This is a genomic window from Rhizobacter sp., assembly GCF_046595475.1.
Taxonomy (GTDB): Bacteria; Pseudomonadota; Gammaproteobacteria; order Burkholderiales; family Burkholderiaceae_C; genus Rhizobacter.
In genome coordinates this window covers 108481-123459 of record NZ_JBKJOQ010000023.1, presented here as the reverse complement: position 1 = coordinate 123459, position 14979 = coordinate 108481, and the positions used below count along the sequence as shown (strand labels likewise).

14 protein-coding genes are annotated in these 14979 nt (G+C 64.3%); 6 read left to right on the top strand and 8 right to left on the bottom strand.

Going from position 1 to position 14979, the window contains the following annotated elements; all coding sequences use genetic code 11:
* Positions 1–7: 7 nt before the first annotated feature.
* Positions 8–1204 (bottom strand): transglycosylase SLT domain-containing protein, encoded by a 1197-nt coding sequence (locus AC30QB_RS04900; RefSeq protein WP_489545064.1) that lies wholly within the window; start codon positions 1202–1204, stop codon positions 8–10.
* The gene (gene gloB / locus AC30QB_RS04895) at positions 1183–1956 is read right to left on the bottom strand and encodes a hydroxyacylglutathione hydrolase (protein WP_489545063.1); all 774 of its coding nucleotides are present in this window, start codon (positions 1954–1956) and stop codon (positions 1183–1185) included. The genes AC30QB_RS04900 and gloB overlap by 22 nt, the downstream gene beginning before the upstream one ends.
* Positions 1957–1982: 26 nt before the next feature.
* On the opposite strand from gloB, the gene AC30QB_RS04890 reads away from it, so the two are divergent.
* Both AC30QB_RS04890 and rnhA read left to right on the top strand, forming a co-directional pair.
* A complete protein-coding gene (locus AC30QB_RS04890; protein WP_489545062.1) occupies positions 1983–2849 on the top strand; it encodes a class I SAM-dependent methyltransferase in 867 nt (288 codons plus the stop codon).
* A complete protein-coding gene (gene rnhA, locus AC30QB_RS04885; RefSeq protein WP_489545061.1) occupies positions 2836–3306 on the top strand; it encodes a ribonuclease HI in 471 nt (156 codons plus the stop codon). The genes AC30QB_RS04890 and rnhA overlap by 14 nt, the downstream gene beginning before the upstream one ends.
* An 87-nt stretch (positions 3307–3393) precedes the next feature.
* On the opposite strand, the gene mobA is transcribed toward rnhA, so the two are convergent.
* The 3 genes from mobA to AC30QB_RS04870 are packed head-to-tail and all read right to left on the bottom strand — an operon-like array spanning position 3394 to position 5771.
* A complete protein-coding gene (gene mobA, locus AC30QB_RS04880; protein WP_489545060.1) occupies positions 3394–3984 on the bottom strand; it encodes a molybdenum cofactor guanylyltransferase MobA in 591 nt (196 codons plus the stop codon).
* A complete protein-coding gene (moaA, locus tag AC30QB_RS04875; RefSeq protein WP_489545059.1) occupies positions 3977–5101 on the bottom strand; it encodes a GTP 3',8-cyclase MoaA in 1125 nt (374 codons plus the stop codon). Before moaA ends, mobA begins: the two co-directional genes overlap by 8 nt.
* 52 nt (positions 5102–5153) lie before the next feature.
* A complete protein-coding gene (locus tag AC30QB_RS04870) occupies positions 5154–5771 on the bottom strand; it encodes a C40 family peptidase (RefSeq protein WP_489545058.1) in 618 nt (205 codons plus the stop codon).
* Between the two features lie 175 nt (positions 5772–5946).
* On the opposite strand from AC30QB_RS04870, the gene AC30QB_RS04865 reads away from it, so the two are divergent.
* Positions 5947–7836, top strand: coding sequence for a propionate--CoA ligase (locus AC30QB_RS04865; RefSeq protein WP_489545057.1), 1890 nt, complete (start codon positions 5947–5949; stop codon positions 7834–7836).
* Positions 7837–7944: 108 nt separating this feature from the next.
* Here AC30QB_RS04865 and AC30QB_RS04860 read toward each other — a convergent pair whose 3' ends face one another.
* The 3 genes from AC30QB_RS04860 to AC30QB_RS04850 all read right to left on the bottom strand — a co-directional run bounded on the left by AC30QB_RS04860 (position 7945) and on the right by AC30QB_RS04850 (position 10795).
* Positions 7945–9600 carry a PhoH family protein gene (locus AC30QB_RS04860; RefSeq protein ID WP_489545056.1) on the bottom strand — a complete coding sequence of 552 codons (1656 nt, stop codon included), beginning with the start codon at positions 9598–9600 and terminating at the stop codon, positions 7945–7947.
* A gap of 241 nt (positions 9601–9841) precedes the next feature.
* Positions 9842–10321 (bottom strand): peroxiredoxin, encoded by a 480-nt coding sequence (locus AC30QB_RS04855; protein ID WP_489545055.1) that lies wholly within the window; start codon positions 10319–10321, stop codon positions 9842–9844.
* A gap of 102 nt (positions 10322–10423) precedes the next feature.
* On the bottom strand, positions 10424–10795 hold the full coding sequence (locus tag AC30QB_RS04850) for an Mth938-like domain-containing protein (RefSeq protein WP_489545054.1): 372 nt from the start codon (positions 10793–10795) through the stop codon (positions 10424–10426).
* A gap of 93 nt (positions 10796–10888) precedes the next feature.
* On the opposite strand from AC30QB_RS04850, the gene AC30QB_RS04845 reads away from it, so the two are divergent.
* The 3 genes from AC30QB_RS04845 to AC30QB_RS04835 are packed head-to-tail and all read left to right on the top strand — an operon-like array spanning position 10889 to position 14978.
* Positions 10889–12118 carry a pyridoxal phosphate-dependent aminotransferase gene (locus tag AC30QB_RS04845; RefSeq protein ID WP_489545053.1) on the top strand — a complete coding sequence of 410 codons (1230 nt, stop codon included), beginning with the start codon at positions 10889–10891 and terminating at the stop codon, positions 12116–12118.
* Between the two features lie 8 nt (positions 12119–12126).
* Positions 12127–13464, top strand: a complete 1338-nt coding sequence (locus AC30QB_RS04840; RefSeq protein WP_489545052.1) for a homoserine dehydrogenase — start codon at positions 12127–12129, stop codon at positions 13462–13464.
* A complete protein-coding gene (locus AC30QB_RS04835) occupies positions 13461–14978 on the top strand; it encodes a threonine synthase (RefSeq protein ID WP_489545051.1) in 1518 nt (505 codons plus the stop codon). The genes AC30QB_RS04840 and AC30QB_RS04835 overlap by 4 nt, the downstream gene beginning before the upstream one ends.
* Position 14979: the final 1 nt, after the last annotated feature.

Here is a 14979-nt window from a genome sequence, read left to right as displayed (position 1 = left end):
TTTTTTTTCAGAAGCGGGTGACGTCCGAAGCTTTGGACGCTTTCTTTGCCGCGTGCCGCGTGCCGGCCTGGCCTGCCAGCGTCGCACGATGGCGCTCGAGATTGACCTTGAAGGCCTCGGATTTCTCGAGCGGAATCACAAGCCCCGCGCCGGTCGCACCCGGTGCATGTTTGCTGTTGAACGCGGGGTTGAGCGTAAGGAATTCCTCGTACGGGATCCCGGCAAACTGCGCCGCGAGCCTGAGATCGAGATCGTCCTTCACCCGCACGACGCCGAACACCGGCTCGTTGGGGATTTCCGGCAGCCGCAGCCCGAAGGCCGTCGGGTCCATGATGATGTTCTTGATCGCCAGCAGGCGCGGCACGTAGTTGCGCGTCTCCTCCGGCATCGAAAGGCTGTCGTAGGATCCGGGCAAGCCGCGCGCGCGGTTACGCTCCACTGCCCGCGCGACCGCCGACTCGCCCCAGTTATAGGACGCCAGCGCAAGCTGCCAGTCGCCGTTGTTGTACTTGTGCAGGAACTGCAGGTAATCCAGCGCGGCGCCGGTAGAGGCGACCACATCGCGGCGGCCGTCGTACAGCGTGTTCTGCGCAAGGTTGTATTTCGCGCCCGTCTCCGGGATGAACTGCCAGAGCCCGGACGCCTGGGCCGACGAGAGCGCCATCGGATTGAAGCCGCTTTCGACGAAAGGCAGCAGCGCGAGCTCGGTGGGCATGCCGCGGCGCTGCACTTCTTCGACGATGTGGAAAAGATAGCGGCTGCCGCGCTCAGTCATGCGCTGCACGTAGTCGGGTCGGCTTGAGTACCACTGCTCACCACTGCGCACGAGTGGCGTGTCGAGATCGGGTATGGCAAAGCCACGGCGCAGGCGCTCCCACAGGTCGATGGTGGCGGCCTTCGAATTGAGGTCGACCGGCTCCTCGGGCCGCAAGGGGTCGACCGGCGCTGCGACGACGGGTGACTCTGCATGCGTGGGCTCGGAGGCAGCGTTGGCCGGCGCCGACGCGGCCGCTGAAGGCTGCGGCGGCGAGGCTGCGCGGGCTGGCAGCGTGGCGTCGGCGATGACGGCCTGGATGTCGCCGGTCTGGTCAGGAGGCTCTATCAAAGTGGCGCATGCGCTCAGCAAGAGGCTGAGCGTTGCTGCGGCCGTTGCAAAACCGAGCCGCAGAGCGGGGAAATGAATCATCGGAAGTTGTTTTTCCATAGGCGAAGCGCGGCCAGTACATCGGTCTCGCTGTTGCTGGTGGCGCCTTGTGCGAGGGCTGCCTGCACGACGTCGGGCTGGTGGCAGCGCATGAAGGGGTTGATGCGACGCTCGCGTTCGATCGAGCTGGGCAAGGTGGCTTCGCCCTGCGCGCGCAAGGCTTCGCAGTGTGCGGTGTAGGCGAGCAGGTCGTCGTTGAGAGGCTCCACAACGCGTGCGAATTTCAGGTTGGACAAGGTGTACTCATGGGCGCAGCACACACGCGTGGCGCCGGGCAGGCCAGCCAGGTGAGACAGCGAGGTGTGCATCTGTACCGGCGTGCCTTCGAAGAGCCGACCGCAGCCGCCCGAGAAGAGCGTGTCGCCGCAAAAGAGTATTGGCGCCTGAGCGTCCAGCGGTGCGTGGAAGTAGGCGATGTGGCCGGCGGTGTGGCCTGGCACATCGATCACGTCGAAGCGGCAGCCAAGCATCTCAATGTGGTCGCCGCCGTTGAGGGGCGTGCAGGGTTGAGGAATGTCTTCGCGTGCGGGGCCGTACACGGGGCCTTGCAAGCGGGGCCGCAAATCTGAAAGCCCGCCGACGTGATCGGCGTGGTGGTGGGTCACTAGAATCCCGGCGAGCACCAGGCCTTGCGCGTCGAGCGCGCGAATCACCGGTGCTGATTCCCCCGGATCGACGACGAGTGCCTGCCGGCCATCGTGAAGCATCCAGATGTAGTTGTCGGAGAAGGCTGGCAGTGCTTGCAGGTTCATGGCGCAATTTTTAGGGCGCAATTTATATGGCGCAATCGGGTGGGATTATAGGTTTGGCCCCCTGGCTGAAGACGCCGCCGGGCCGCTATCTGCTGGCTTGGGAGCAAGCGCAGCTGGATCGTTGCGTGGTCGACATCTTCGGCTTTCATGCGCTCCAGTTGGGCCGACCCGAGCTGGATGCACTGCGTGCCAACCGCATGCCCCATCGCTGGCTGGCGGTCGATCAGCTGGCACCGGCGATGGACTCGGCGCGCCGGATCGAAGTTCCCTCTCTTACGCCTGGCATCAACAAGCCGCAAACCGCGCCGCGTGCGGTGATGCTGCAGTGCGAATTCGATGCCTTGCCCTTCGACAGCCAAAGCCTGGACCTGATCGTGCTCCCGCATTCGTTAGAGCTGGCACACGACCCGCACCAGGCCCTGCGCGAAGTGGAGCGCGTGCTGGTGCCGGAAGGCAAGGTGGTCATCATCGGCTTCAACCCTGGCGGCCTGTGGGCGTTGCGCCAGCGCTTCGGCCGCATGGGCCGCGGCATGGGCATCGGCAAGGGCCAGCCCCTCTTCATGCCTAGCGAAGGCGACTTTCTGGGCTATTGGCGGCTGCGCGACTGGTTGCGCCTGCTCAGCTTTGAGGTGGAACAGGGCCGCTTCGGCTGCTACCGGCCGCCGTTTGCATCAGCGCACTGGCTTTCGCGCTTCGAATGGATGGAGCGCACGGGCGACCGCTGGTGGCCGGTGCTGGGGGCCGTTTACCTGCTGGTGGCGGTGAAGCGCGTGCGCGGCATGCGCCTCGTGGGGCTGGTAAAGGGGCAGCGCCTGGTAACCAAAGCAGCCCCCGCGGTGGTGAGCAGCCACCGCCATCACACGACAACTCAAACAGAACATGACTTCGACTGACACACAACCCACCATCCAGCGGCCCAACGTCATCATCTACACCGACGGCGCTTGCAAGGGCAACCCGGGGCCCGGTGGTTGGGGCGCCTGGCTACGCATGAACGAGCACGAGAAAGAGCTCTTTGGTGGCGAAGCACTGACCACCAACAACCGCATGGAGCTCACCGCCGTGATCGAGGCCCTCATGACGCTCAAGCGCAGCTGCAACGTGATCGTCTACACCGACAGCGAATACGTGCGCAAAGGCATCAGCGAGTGGATACACGGCTGGAAGCAACGGGGCTGGAAGACGGCTGACAAGAAGCCGGTGAAGAACGCCGACCTGTGGCAGCGGCTCGATGCGCAGCGCAACCTGCACCAGGTTGAATTCCGCTGGGTGAAAGGGCACGCCGGAGACCCGGGAAATGAGCGCGCCGATGCGCTCGCCAACCGTGGAGTCGATACCGTTTCTACGTGATTTCCTGTCTCGTCGCTGCCCGAAGCGCCGGGAGCCAACGAGACGCCGGCCAACCCGGATGAGGCGTCGACCGTCATTCACGCCTGATCAGTCGGGCGTGGTGAGTTGTTTCAGATCGTCGGGCGTGTTGATGTTGAAGAAGGCGGTGGCGTCGGCAAATATCACTTCTGTGCGCCGATGCTGGGCCGTCCAGCGCTCGATCTTGCGCTGGCCTGTTTGCATGAACAGCAGCAAGCTGCTCGCCAGCTCGCGCTTCATCAGGCAAAACGCGGGCTCCAGCTGGCCGGTGCTGGCGATGGCGATGGCGGCGTTTTCTGCGGCGAGTGCGGCCGACAAGCGCTGCACCAGGTCGAGCGGGAAGTGGGGGCAGTCGCAAGGCACCGTCACCAGGTAGGGCGTTACGCAGTGCTGCAGGCCGGCCAGAAAGCCGGCCAGTGGGCCCTCGTGGCCGGCAGTTGATGCCGCATCAGGCCACACCGGCACGCCCAGCCGGGCATAGGTTTCCAGGTTGCGGTTGGCGCTGATCATCACGCTTGCCACCTGCGGTGAGAGGCGCTGCAGCGCGTGTCGCGCGAGGGGCTGGCCGGCGAAGTCTTGCAGGCCCTTGTCGACGCCGCCCAAGCGGCTGCCTTGGCCACCGGCGAGGATCAGGCCGGTGATGGTCTCTCGATCAACCACCGATGTAGTGCATCTCGACGCGCTTGGCGCCCCCGCCCGTGTCGGCAGCCTGACCGCTGCGCAGCTCGGAGTAGCGGTCGGCGCGCCCCTGCCAGATGAGCCCGATGGCGCTGGCGATCTGCTCGTCGGTGTACGTGCCCCGCAGCAACGAGCGCAGGTCATGGCCTTGGTTTGCGAAGAGGCACAGAAAGAGCTTGCCTTCGGTCGACAGGCGCGCGCGGTTGCAGTCTTGGCAGAAGGCCTGCGTGACGCTGGAGATGACGCCGATCTCGCCGCCGCCATCGGCATAGCGCCAGCGTTCGGCGGTTTCACCGACGACGTTGGCGCCCAGGGTCTGCAGGGGAAAGGCCGCGTTCACGCGGGCCACCACCTCGGCAGACGGCAGTACCTGGTCCATGCGCCAGCCGTTGGTCTCGCCCACGTCCATGTATTCGATGAAGCGCAGCACGACCTGGCCGCCATGGTGCTCGCGGAAATGCCGTGCCATCGGAACGATCTCGTGGTCATTGACGCCGCGCTGCACCACCATGTTGACCTTGATCGGCCCCAGGCCCACGCGCTCGGCGGCGGCGATGCCGGCCAGCACCTCAGCCACAGGGAAGTCGGCGTCGTTCATGCGGCGGAAGGTGGTGTCGTCTAGCGCATCGAGGCTCACGGTCACGCGATTAAGGCCTGCGTCTTTCAGGGCCTGCGCCTTCTTGGCCAGCAAGGAGCCGTTGGTGGTGAGCGTCAGGTCTAGCGGCTGACCTTCGGGCGTGCGCAACGCGCTCAGCATGCCGATCAACACCTCGATGTTCTTGCGCAGCAGCGGCTCGCCGCCAGTGAGGCGAATCTTCTGCACGCCATGGGCAGCAAAGAGGCGCGCGGTGCGGGTGATCTCTTCAAAGCTGAGCAGCGAGCTTTGCGGCAGAAAGGCGTATTGCTTGTCGAACACCTCTTTCGGCATGCAGTAGCTGCAGCGGAAGTTGCAACGGTCAGTGACCGATATGCGCAGGTCGCGCAAAGGGCGGCCCAGGGTGTCTGCCAGCAAGCCGGTGCTCGCGATGGCCTGCAACGGAATGCGCGGCAGCGCCGCGGCGTAGCGGTGGTCTGCGAGGGGAATGACTTTGTCGACCATCGCGCGATTGTGCCCGGCTGGCTTTAACCCGGGTGCCCCGGCGGGCGGGCGATCAAGGCGCCAGATCGTTGGGGATGACGCTCGCGGCCTGCTCGGTCACAGGAGTCATGGCGGCCGGTACGGCGACCGTGGTCGGCACCGCAGTCTGCGGAGCACGCCTTGCGCCGGTGAAACGCTTAGCCCAGTAGCGCACGCTCATGCTTTCAACCCGCACCTCACCGCCTGGTTTGGGGGCGTGTATGAACTTGTCGTCGCCGAGGTAGATGCCCACGTGCGAGAAGGTGCGCTTGAGGGTGTTGAAGAACACCAGGTCACCCGGTTTTAGCTCAGCACGCTTGACGCTCGCCAAGCCCGAAGCCTTGGCCTGGTCGTCGACCTTGCGGGGCAGCAGCAGGCCTAGGCTGCTTTCGTAGACTTGGCGGGTGAAGCCGCTGCAATCGAAACCGGTGTCGGAATTGTTGCCACCACGCTTGTAGGGCACGCCGAGGAAGTTCATCGCCGAGAGCACGAGATCTGAAGTAGCGTGGCGCACTTCGATCACACCCTTTTCGATCAGCAGCCTGGCGATGGGGTCGTTGCTGTCGGGCGCGGCCTGTGCAAAAGGGGCGGCCAGGGCACATGCCAGCGCCACCAGCACCGTGCGAACCAAAACGGGTAGCGCGCCAAACATGGTTGAAAGCATAGGTGGCAGTGGGGCCTCAGTCAATGAAAAAGTTAACAGTGACAGAGGCTTGGCGTGCGTTCTTCATGTTTTAGTCGCTCCCGGATGGCGACTGATGGACAGCTTGGCGCAAGATTTGACACCTAAGCTGCGGGGCTGCACCAAGAAGCCGGGGAGACGCCGCATGACCCGTTACACCGAATTTCACGCTCGCTCGCTGGCCGATCGCGATGGCTTCTGGGCTGAACAGGCCTCACTCGTCGACTGGCACCAGCCCTTTCATCAGGTCTGCGATTACAGCAACCCGCCGTTTGCGCGCTGGTTCGTGGGCGGGCAGACCAACCTCTGCCACAACGCCGTCGACCGTCACGTGGCGACGCGCCAGGAGCAAAGCGCGCTGATCTGGGTCTCCACCGAAACGGGGCAGGAGCGCGTCTACAACTACCGCGAGCTGCATGCCGAGGTGCAGTGCATGGCCGCTTGTCTGCAGGCCATGGGGGTGCGCAAGGGCGACCGGGTGCTGGTCTACATGCCGATGATTCCGGAGGCTGCGTTTGCGATGCTGGCCTGCGCGCGCATAGGCGCCATTCATTCGGTGGTGTTCGGCGGCTTTGCCAGCGGCAGCCTGGCCAGCCGCATCGATGACGCCACACCCACGGTGATCGTCAGCGCCGATGCTGGCAGCCGCAGCGGCAAGGTGGTGGCCTACAAGCCCTTGCTGGACGAGGCGCTGCGCCTGTCGGTGCACAAACCGAAGCAGGTCTTGCTGGTGGATCGCGGTCTGGCCCCAATGGCCCTCGCGCAAGGGCGCGACCAAGACTACGCCGCACTGCGAGAGCAGCATCTCAAGACTGTCGTGCCCTGCGTCTGGCTGGACGCCACGCACCCCAGCTACACGCTCTACACCAGCGGCACCACCGGCAAACCCAAGGGCGTGCAGCGCGACACCGGTGGCTATGCCGTGGCGCTGGCCGCGAGCATGAAGCACATCTTCCAGGGCAAGGCAGGCGAGACCTATTTTTGCGCCAGCGACATAGGCTGGGTGGTGGGCCACAGCTACATCATCTACGGCCCCTTGATTGCCGGCATGGCCACGCTGATGTATGAAGGCCTGCCGATACGGCCCGACGCGGGCGTGTGGTGGCGCCTGGTCGAGAAATACAAGGTGAACCTGATGTTCACGGCGCCCACCGCGGTGCGCGTGTTGAAGAAGCACGACGCCAGCTACCTGACCAAGCACGACCTGAGTTCGCTGCGTACTCTGTTTCTGGCCGGCGAGCCGCTGGACGAGCCCACCGCGCAGTGGATTTCCAAAGGCCTGGGCAAGCCGGTGATTGACAACTACTGGCAGACCGAAACCGGTTGGCCCATCCTGACAATTGCCAAAGGCGTGGAGCAAGCGCCCAGCAAGTTCGGCAGCCCCGGCTTTGCCATGTACGGCTACGACGTGAAGCTGATTGACGACGCCACCGGGCAGGAGCTGACAGAGCCGAACCAGAAGGGCGTGGTGGTGATCGAAGGCCCGCTGCCGCCGGGCTGCATGCAAACCATCTGGCGCGATGACAGGCGCTTTGTCGAGACCTACTGGAAGACGATTCCTGGCCGCATGGTCTACAACACCTTCGACTGGGGCGTGCGCGATGCAGACGGCTACTACTTCATCCTGGGCCGCACCGACGACGTGATCAACGTGGCCGGCCACCGCCTGGGCACACGCGAGATCGAAGAGAGCATTTCCGGCCATGCGGCGGTGGCCGAGGTGGCCGTGGTGGGCGTGGCCGACGCGCTCAAGGGCCAGGTGGCGATGGCGTTCGTGGTGGTGAAAGACATGGCGCTGATCCCTGATGACGCCGCCAAGCTGCGGCTTGAAGGCGAGATCATGAAGACGGTAGACCAGCAACTGGGCGCCGTTGCCCGGCCGGCGCGCGTGCGCTTCGTGACGGCACTGCCCAAGACCCGCTCGGGCAAGATGCTGCGTCGCGCCATTCAGGCGGTGTGCGAGCAGCGTGACCCAGGCGATCTGACGACGATTGAAGACCCGAGCGCGCTGCAGCAGATACGCGATTTGCTCTAGAGCGCCCCAGTCGCTTTCGCTCCTGCCCCCAACGGGCGCCGCCCTTCGGCCCGGCAAAGCTGGTTCCGTGGGCGCTGCTTGAGGGTGCGCGAAGTTTGGCTTGCGCGGCTAGAGAACCTCTGAAGCGAAGTCCGCCAGGCGCGAACGCTCGCCGCGCGCCAGCGTCACATGGCCCGAATGTGGCCAGCCCTTGAAGCGATCAACCGCGTAGGTCAGGCCCGAGCTGCCTTCGGTGAGGTAAGGCGTGTCGATCTGGGCCAGGTTGCCCAGGCAGACGATCTTGGTGCCTGGCCCGGCTCGGGTGATCAGCGTCTTCAGCTGCTTGGGCGTGAGGTTTTGCGCCTCGTCGATGATGACGAACTTGTTGAGGAAGGTGCGCCCGCGCATGAAGTTCAGGCTCTTGATCTTGATCTTGCTGCGCACCAGGTCGTTGGTGGCCGCGCGACCCCATTCACCCGCGCCGCCTTCGGTTTTGGACAGCACCTCGAGGTTGTCGTCGAGCGCGCCCATCCAAGGGCCCATCTTTTCTTCTTCGGTGCCGGGCAGGAAGCCGATGTCTTCACCCACCGGCACGGTCACGCGAGTGACGATGATCTCTGTGTAGCGGCGGTCGTCCATCACCTGGCTCAGGCCGGCGGCCAGCGTCATCAAGGTCTTGCCGGTGCCTGCGTTGCCGGTGAGGGTGATGAAGTCGACGTCCGGGTCCATCAGCAGGTTGAGCCCAAAGTTTTGCTCGCGGTTGCGCGCCGTCACGCCCCAGACGGCGTTTTTCTGGTGGGTGTACTCGCGCAGCGTGCGCAGCACGGCGGTCTTGCCGGTGATCTCGGTGACCTTGGCGTACAGCGGCGCGGCGCCGGGCGCTTCGAGGTAGACAAACTGGTTGATCAGCAGCGAAGGCACTAGCGGGCCGCTGATGCGGTAGTAGGTGAGGCCGGCCTGGTTCCAGCTTTCCATGGTCTTGCCGTGCAACTCCCAGAAGTCGCTGGGCAGGGTGAGCACGCCGGTGTAGAGCAGGTCACCGTCATCCAGCGTCTTGTCATTGAAATAGTCTTCGGCGGGCAGGCCCAGGGCGCGAGCCTTGATGCGCATGTTGATGTCTTTCGACACCAGCACCACCTCGCGCTTCGGGCTTTGCTCGCGCAGGGCCTGCACCACGCCCAGGATCTGGTTGTCGGCCTTGCCCTGGGGCAGGCCGACCGGCAGGTGCACGTCGAGCAGCGTGGTCTGGAAGAAGAGCTTGCCGCCAGCGTCTTTGTGGCCGGTGTGGTTGAGTGGAAGGCCATCGGCCATGTCGGCCGACTCGCGCTCCGAGAGGCTGGCGGCCAGAGCGTCTAGGTCACGGCTCACCTGGCGGGCGTTGCGGGCTACCTCCGACATGCCTTTTTTGTGATCGTCGAGCTCTTCGAGCGTGATCATCGGCAGGTAGATGTCGTGCTCTTCGAAGCGGAAAAGGCTCATGGGGTCGTGCATCAGCACGTTGGTGTCGAGCACGAAGAGTTTGGCCGGGCCCGTGCCACGGGGCTTGCGCCGCTGCGGCTGGGGATGCGACGGCCGCACCACAGGCGCGGCGGGCGGCGGCGTGACCCGGGGCGTCAGGGGCGCCGCTTCGCGCGGAGGCTCCAGCAAGTCCATCACCGCAGGGCCCACGGGCTCGGCTGCGGCATGTTTAGGGTTTCGTTTGCCCGGTTTGGGCGCGGCCTGAGATTCGAAGTCGGCGGGGGTGAGGAGGGCGGCTCGTTTGGCAGGCGGCTTGGGCAGTGGCATGGGCTCGGTTCAGGTGGGGTGAGGAAGGGGCGCGAGAGAAACAAAAAAGCCGCACAGTCGCCTGTGCGGCTTGGTTTGGAGCTTGCGTAATTCACAACTCACAGGCATGAAACCCATTATGCACAAGTGAAGTGACGACTCAACCGCCCTGCGAAGAGCGTGGTTGAAAAACAAAGGTGAGCGGTAGCCAAAAACAGAAAAGCCGGCTCGTGCCGGCTTTTCCTCTGGGGAGGCGCGCTGATCAGGCCGCGGCCTTCTTCACGCCCTTCACGGCCTTGAGCACTTCGTCTACGTGCCCTGCGACCTTGATGCCGCGCCACTCGGCCCGCAAGATGCCCGAAGCGTCGATCATGAAGGTGCTGCGCTCGATGCCCTTGACCTTCTTGCCGTACATGATCTTGTTCTTGACCACGCCGAACATGTGGCAGAGCTTCTCTTCGGTATCGGCGATCAGCTCGTAGGGCAGCTCGAGGTTTTGCTTGAATTTGTCGTGCGACGCCATGTTGTCGCGCGACACGCCGAAGACCACGGCACCGGCCTTCACGAAGTCTTTGTGCCGGTCGCGGAACTGCATGGCTTCGGTGGTGCAGCCGGGGGTGTTGTCCTTGGGATAGAAGTACAGAACCACCGTTTGCCCGATGTACGCCTGCGGCGTGAACTTCACGCCACCGGTTGCGAGCGCTTCAAATTCCGGAAGGGGTTTATTGAGAGCTGGCGTCATGAAGAATTCTGAAGTTGCGCCTCGTCAGGCGTAGCCCGTGATTATAAGGGCACAGGCACTTGGCGGTTCGCCGCAGAGCGCCCGCGAAGTAGGGGTTGACGCTCAGCCCAGCAGCAGCGCGGCGACCACGCGGCGGTTCTCGCCCGCCAGCACGTTGTAGGTGCGGCAGGCGGCGGCGGTGTCCATGGTTTCGACGCCGATGCGTCGGGCCATGAGATTGCGCATGACGGCCGGCGGCGCGAAGCGGATGCGCGACCCGCTGCCGAAGATCACCAACTCGGGCTGAAGCTCGGCCAGGCGGTCGAAATCGGCAGTAGTCAGGCCCTCGAAGCCGGCCTCGCCCCAGGCAACGATGTCGCCCACCCAGGGAATCAGGATGCTGCTGCGGTGGGTGATGCCGTTGACCGACACGGCGTCGTGCAGCAGCCCTGAAATGACGTTCACGCCCTCGATGCGATCGGGTTGGAGCTTCAATTCACGGACTCGGAAAATGGATGGGCCGTCAGCAGGCTGCCGGGTGTGGTGTTCGACGATAATTCTAGGCTTTGCGCCGCTCAGGAGACCCCGTTGAAGCCCATCGTCAAGTCTGGCAAATTGGCCAACGTGGCCTATGACATCCGCGGGCCGGTGCTGGAGAAGGCCCGCCAGATGGAGGAAGAGGGCCACAAGATCATCAAGCTCAACATCGGCAACGTGGCCGCGTTTGGGCTGGAGCCACCCGACGAGATCGTGCAAGACATGATCCGCAACCTGCCCTCGCAGGTGGCCGCGGGCTATACCGACAGCAAGGGCCTCTTCGCCCCGCGCAAGGCGGTGGTGCACTACACGCAAGAAAAGCGCATCGCCGGTGTGCATGTTGATGACGTGTACCTGGGCAACGGCGCCTCCGAGCTGATTGCGATGAGCCTCAACGCCCTGCTCGACAACGGCGACGAAGTGCTGATCCCCGCCCCCGACTACCCCCTGTGGACGGCCGTGACCGGCCTCTCGGGCGGCACGCCGGTGCACTACATGTGCGACGAGCAGGCCGACTGGATGCCCGACGTGGCCGACATCAAGCGCAAGATCACGCCCCACACGCGCGCCATCGTTGTCATCAACCCCAACAACCCGACTGGCGCGCTGTACCCCGACAGCGTGTTGCTCGACATCATCGAGGTCGCGCGCCAGCACGAGCTGACCATCTTCGTCGACGAGATTTACGACAAAACACTGTACGACGGTCACACCCACACCAGCATGGCCTCGCTGGCCGATGACGTGCTGTTCGTCACCTTCAACGGCCTGAGCAAAAACTACCGCGCCTGCGGCTACCGCGCCGGCTGGATGGTGGTGTCAGGCGAAAAGCGCCATGCCAAGGATTACATCGAAGGCCTGAACATGCTGGCCTCGCTGCGCCTGTGTGCCAACACGCCGGGGCAGCTTGCGATCCAGACGGCGCTGGGCGGGTACCAGAGCATCAAGGACCTGGTGGCGCCCACCGGCCGGCTGGGTCGCCAGCGTGACCTCGCGCACAAGCTGCTCACCGAGATTCCGGGTGTGACCTGCGTCAAACCCAAGGCCGCGCTGTACATGTTTCCGCGGCTAGACCCCAAGCTCTACCCCATCACCGACGACAGGCAGTTCGCCTACGAGCTGTTGGCCGAAGAGAAGGTGCTGATCGTGCAGGGCACGGGCTTCAACTGGACGCAGCCGGATCACTTTCGGGTGGTCTTCCTGCCCAACTCCGACGACCTGACAGACGCCATCGGCCGCATCGCGCGCTTCCTTCACCACTACGCCAAGCGTCACCACTGAGACATCACATGAAGCCTATCCAAGTCGGCCTTCTGGGCATCGGCACCGTCGGCAGCGGCACCTTCGCCGTGCTCAAGCGCAACCAGGAAGAAATCCGCCGCCGCGCCGGCCGCGGCATTCAGATCACCATGGTGGCCGACCTAGACACCGCACGCGCCAAAGCCACGGTGGGCGACTCGGTCGAAGTGGTGGCAGATGCACGCCAGGTGATCGCCAACCCCGAGATCGACATCGTCATCGAGCTCATCGGCGGCTACGGCATTGCAAAAACGCTGGTGATGGAAGCCATTGCCGCAGGCAAGCATGTGGTCACGGCCAACAAGGCCTTGCTGGCCGTGCACGGCACCGAGATCTTTGCCGCCGCCCACGCCAAGGGCGTGATCGTGGCCTTCGAGGCGGCCGTTGCGGGGGGCATCCCGATCATCAAGGCGCTGCGTGAAGGCCTCACCGCGAACCGCATCGAGTGGATCGCCGGCATCATCAACGGCACCACCAACTTCATCTTGTCTGAGATGCGTGCCAAGGGGCTCGATTTTGGCGTGGTGCTGAAAGAAGCGCAGAAACTTGGTTATGCCGAGACCGACCCCACCTTCGACATCGAAGGCGTGGACGCGGGCCACAAGGTCACCCTCATGAGCGCCATTGCCTTCGGTATCCCGGTGCAGTTTGACAAGGCGCACGTAGAGGGCATCACACAGCTGCAAGCGGCCGACATCAACTACGCCGAGCAGCTGGGCTACCGCATCAAGCTTTTGGGTATCACCAAGCGGCGCGATGACCTGACGACAACGGCTGGCGGTGTTGGCGGCATCGAGCTGCGCGTGCACCCGACACTGGTGCCAGCCAAGCGCCTCATTGCCAACGTAGAAGGCGCGATGAACGCCGTGGTTGTGCATGGTGATGCCGTGGGCACGACCTTGTACTACGGCAAGGGCGCAGGCGCCGAGCCCACCGCCTCGGCCGTGGTGGCCGACCTGGTCGACATCACCCGCCTGCACACCGCCGACCCCGACCACCGCGTGCCGCACCTGGCCTTCCAGCCCAACGAGCTGGCCAACACGCCCATCCTGAGCATCGACGAGGTCGTGACGGCCTTCTACCTGCGTTTGCAGGTGGCCGACCAGGCGGGCGTGCTGGCGCGCATCACCGGCATCCTGGCCGAGCGAGGCATCTCGATCGACGCGCTGCTGCAGCGCGAGTCGGCCGAGGGCGAAGCCCAGACCGACGTGATCATCCTCACGCACAACACCGTAGAAGGCGAGATGAACAAGGCCATCGCGCAGATGCAAGCCTTGCCCACGGTGTTGGCCCCCATCGTTCGCATTCGGAAAGAAGAACTCAGTTGAAGTACATCTCTACCCGCGGGGACTCTTCTCTTGGCACGAGCGCACCGCGAGGCTTCTCCGACATCCTGCTCGAAGGCCTGGCACCCGACGGCGGCCTGTACCTGCCCACGCATTACCCCATCGTGCCGCGCGCCACGCTCGCGCAGTGGCGCAAGCTGTCGTATGCCGACCTGGCGTTCGAGGTGTTGTCGCTCTTCATCGACGACATCCCTGCGGCCGATCTTTACGACATCGTGCATCGCACCTACACGCCGGCCATCTTCGGCACGCCCGAGATCACGCCGCTGAAGGTGCTGCAACCCGGCCTTTACCTCCAAGCCCTGTCCAACGGCCCCACGCTGGCCTTCAAAGACATGGCCATGCAGCTGCTGGGCAACCTCTTCGAGTACGAGCTCGGCCGCCGCGGCGAGACGCTCAACATCCTGGGCGCCACCTCGGGTGATACCGGCAGCGCCGCCGAGTACGCCATGCGCGGCAAGAAGGGCGTGAACGTGTTCATGCTGTCGCCCAAGGGCCGCATGAGCCCGTTCCAGCAGGCGCAGATGTTCAGCCTGCAAGACGCCAACATCCACAACATCGCCATCGAAGGCGTGTTCGACGACTGCCAAGACATCGTCAAGGCCACCTCAAACGATCTTGAGTTCAAGCGCCGCCACAAGATCGGCACCGTCAACTCCATCAACTGGGCGCGCTTGCTGGCTCAGGTGGTGTATTACTTCGCCGGGTACTTCCAGGCCACGTCGCCCGATGCCCCGGGGCGGGCGGGTGCCGATTCAAGGCGCATGGCCCTCGACTCCCGGCTCATGGGGCTGGACCCAGACCGCGCGCCTCTCGACGAGCGTGTGAGTTTTGCTGTGCCCTCGGGCAATTTCGGCAACATCTGCGCCGGCCACGTCGCGCGGATGATGGGCCTGCCGATCAAGCGCCTGGTGCTCGCGACCAATGAAAACCGTGTGCTCGACGAGTTCTTCCGCACCGGCGCCTACCGGCCGCGTGCCAGCGCCGAAACCTTCGAAACCTCCAGCCCGTCGATGGACATTTCCAAGGCCTCGAACTTCGAGCGTTTCGTGTTCGACCTGCTGGGCCGTGACGGTGATCGCACCCGCGACATGTTCAAGGCGCAGCTAGAGACCCAAGGCCACTTCCAGCTCAGCCCCGCCGAGTTCGAGCGCATCGGCGTCTATGGTTTCCTGTCGGGCCATAGCACGCATGCCGACCGCCTCGCCACCATCCGTCAGATGTGGCAAGACAAGGGCGTGATGATCGACACCCACACCGCCGACGGCCTGAAGGTGGCACGCGAGTACCTAGAGCCCCACGTGCCGATGATCGTGCTCGAAACGGCGCTGCCGGCGAAGTTCGCCGAGACCATCGTCGAAGCCCTGGGCCGCGAACCCGAGCGGCCGGCTGCGCTGCAAGGCATCGAGGCCTTGCCCAAGCGCTTCACGGTCATGAAGGCAGATGCGGCTGTGGTCAAGCGATACATCAGCGAGCACGCGACAGCGCACGCCTGAC

Coding starts and splice junctions, on each gene's coding strand:
- AC30QB_RS04900 (WP_489545064.1), bottom strand. CDS start 1,204: ATGGAAAAACAACTTCCGATGATTCATTTCCCCGCTCTGCGGCTCGGT.
- gloB (WP_489545063.1), bottom strand. CDS start 1,956: ATGAACCTGCAAGCACTGCCAGCCTTCTCCGACAACTACATCTGGATG.
- AC30QB_RS04890 (WP_489545062.1), top strand. CDS start 1,983: ATGGCGCAATCGGGTGGGATTATAGGTTTGGCCCCCTGGCTGAAGACG.
- rnhA (WP_489545061.1), top strand. CDS start 2,836: ATGACTTCGACTGACACACAACCCACCATCCAGCGGCCCAACGTCATC.
- moaA (WP_489545059.1), bottom strand. CDS start 5,101: ATGGTCGACAAAGTCATTCCCCTCGCAGACCACCGCTACGCCGCGGCG.
- AC30QB_RS04870 (WP_489545058.1), bottom strand. CDS start 5,771: ATGTTTGGCGCGCTACCCGTTTTGGTTCGCACGGTGCTGGTGGCGCTG.
- AC30QB_RS04865 (WP_489545057.1), top strand. CDS start 5,947: ATGACCCGTTACACCGAATTTCACGCTCGCTCGCTGGCCGATCGCGAT.
- AC30QB_RS04860 (WP_489545056.1), bottom strand. CDS start 9,600: ATGCCACTGCCCAAGCCGCCTGCCAAACGAGCCGCCCTCCTCACCCCC.
- AC30QB_RS04855 (WP_489545055.1), bottom strand. CDS start 10,321: ATGACGCCAGCTCTCAATAAACCCCTTCCGGAATTTGAAGCGCTCGCA.
- AC30QB_RS04840 (WP_489545052.1), top strand. CDS start 12,127: ATGAAGCCTATCCAAGTCGGCCTTCTGGGCATCGGCACCGTCGGCAGC.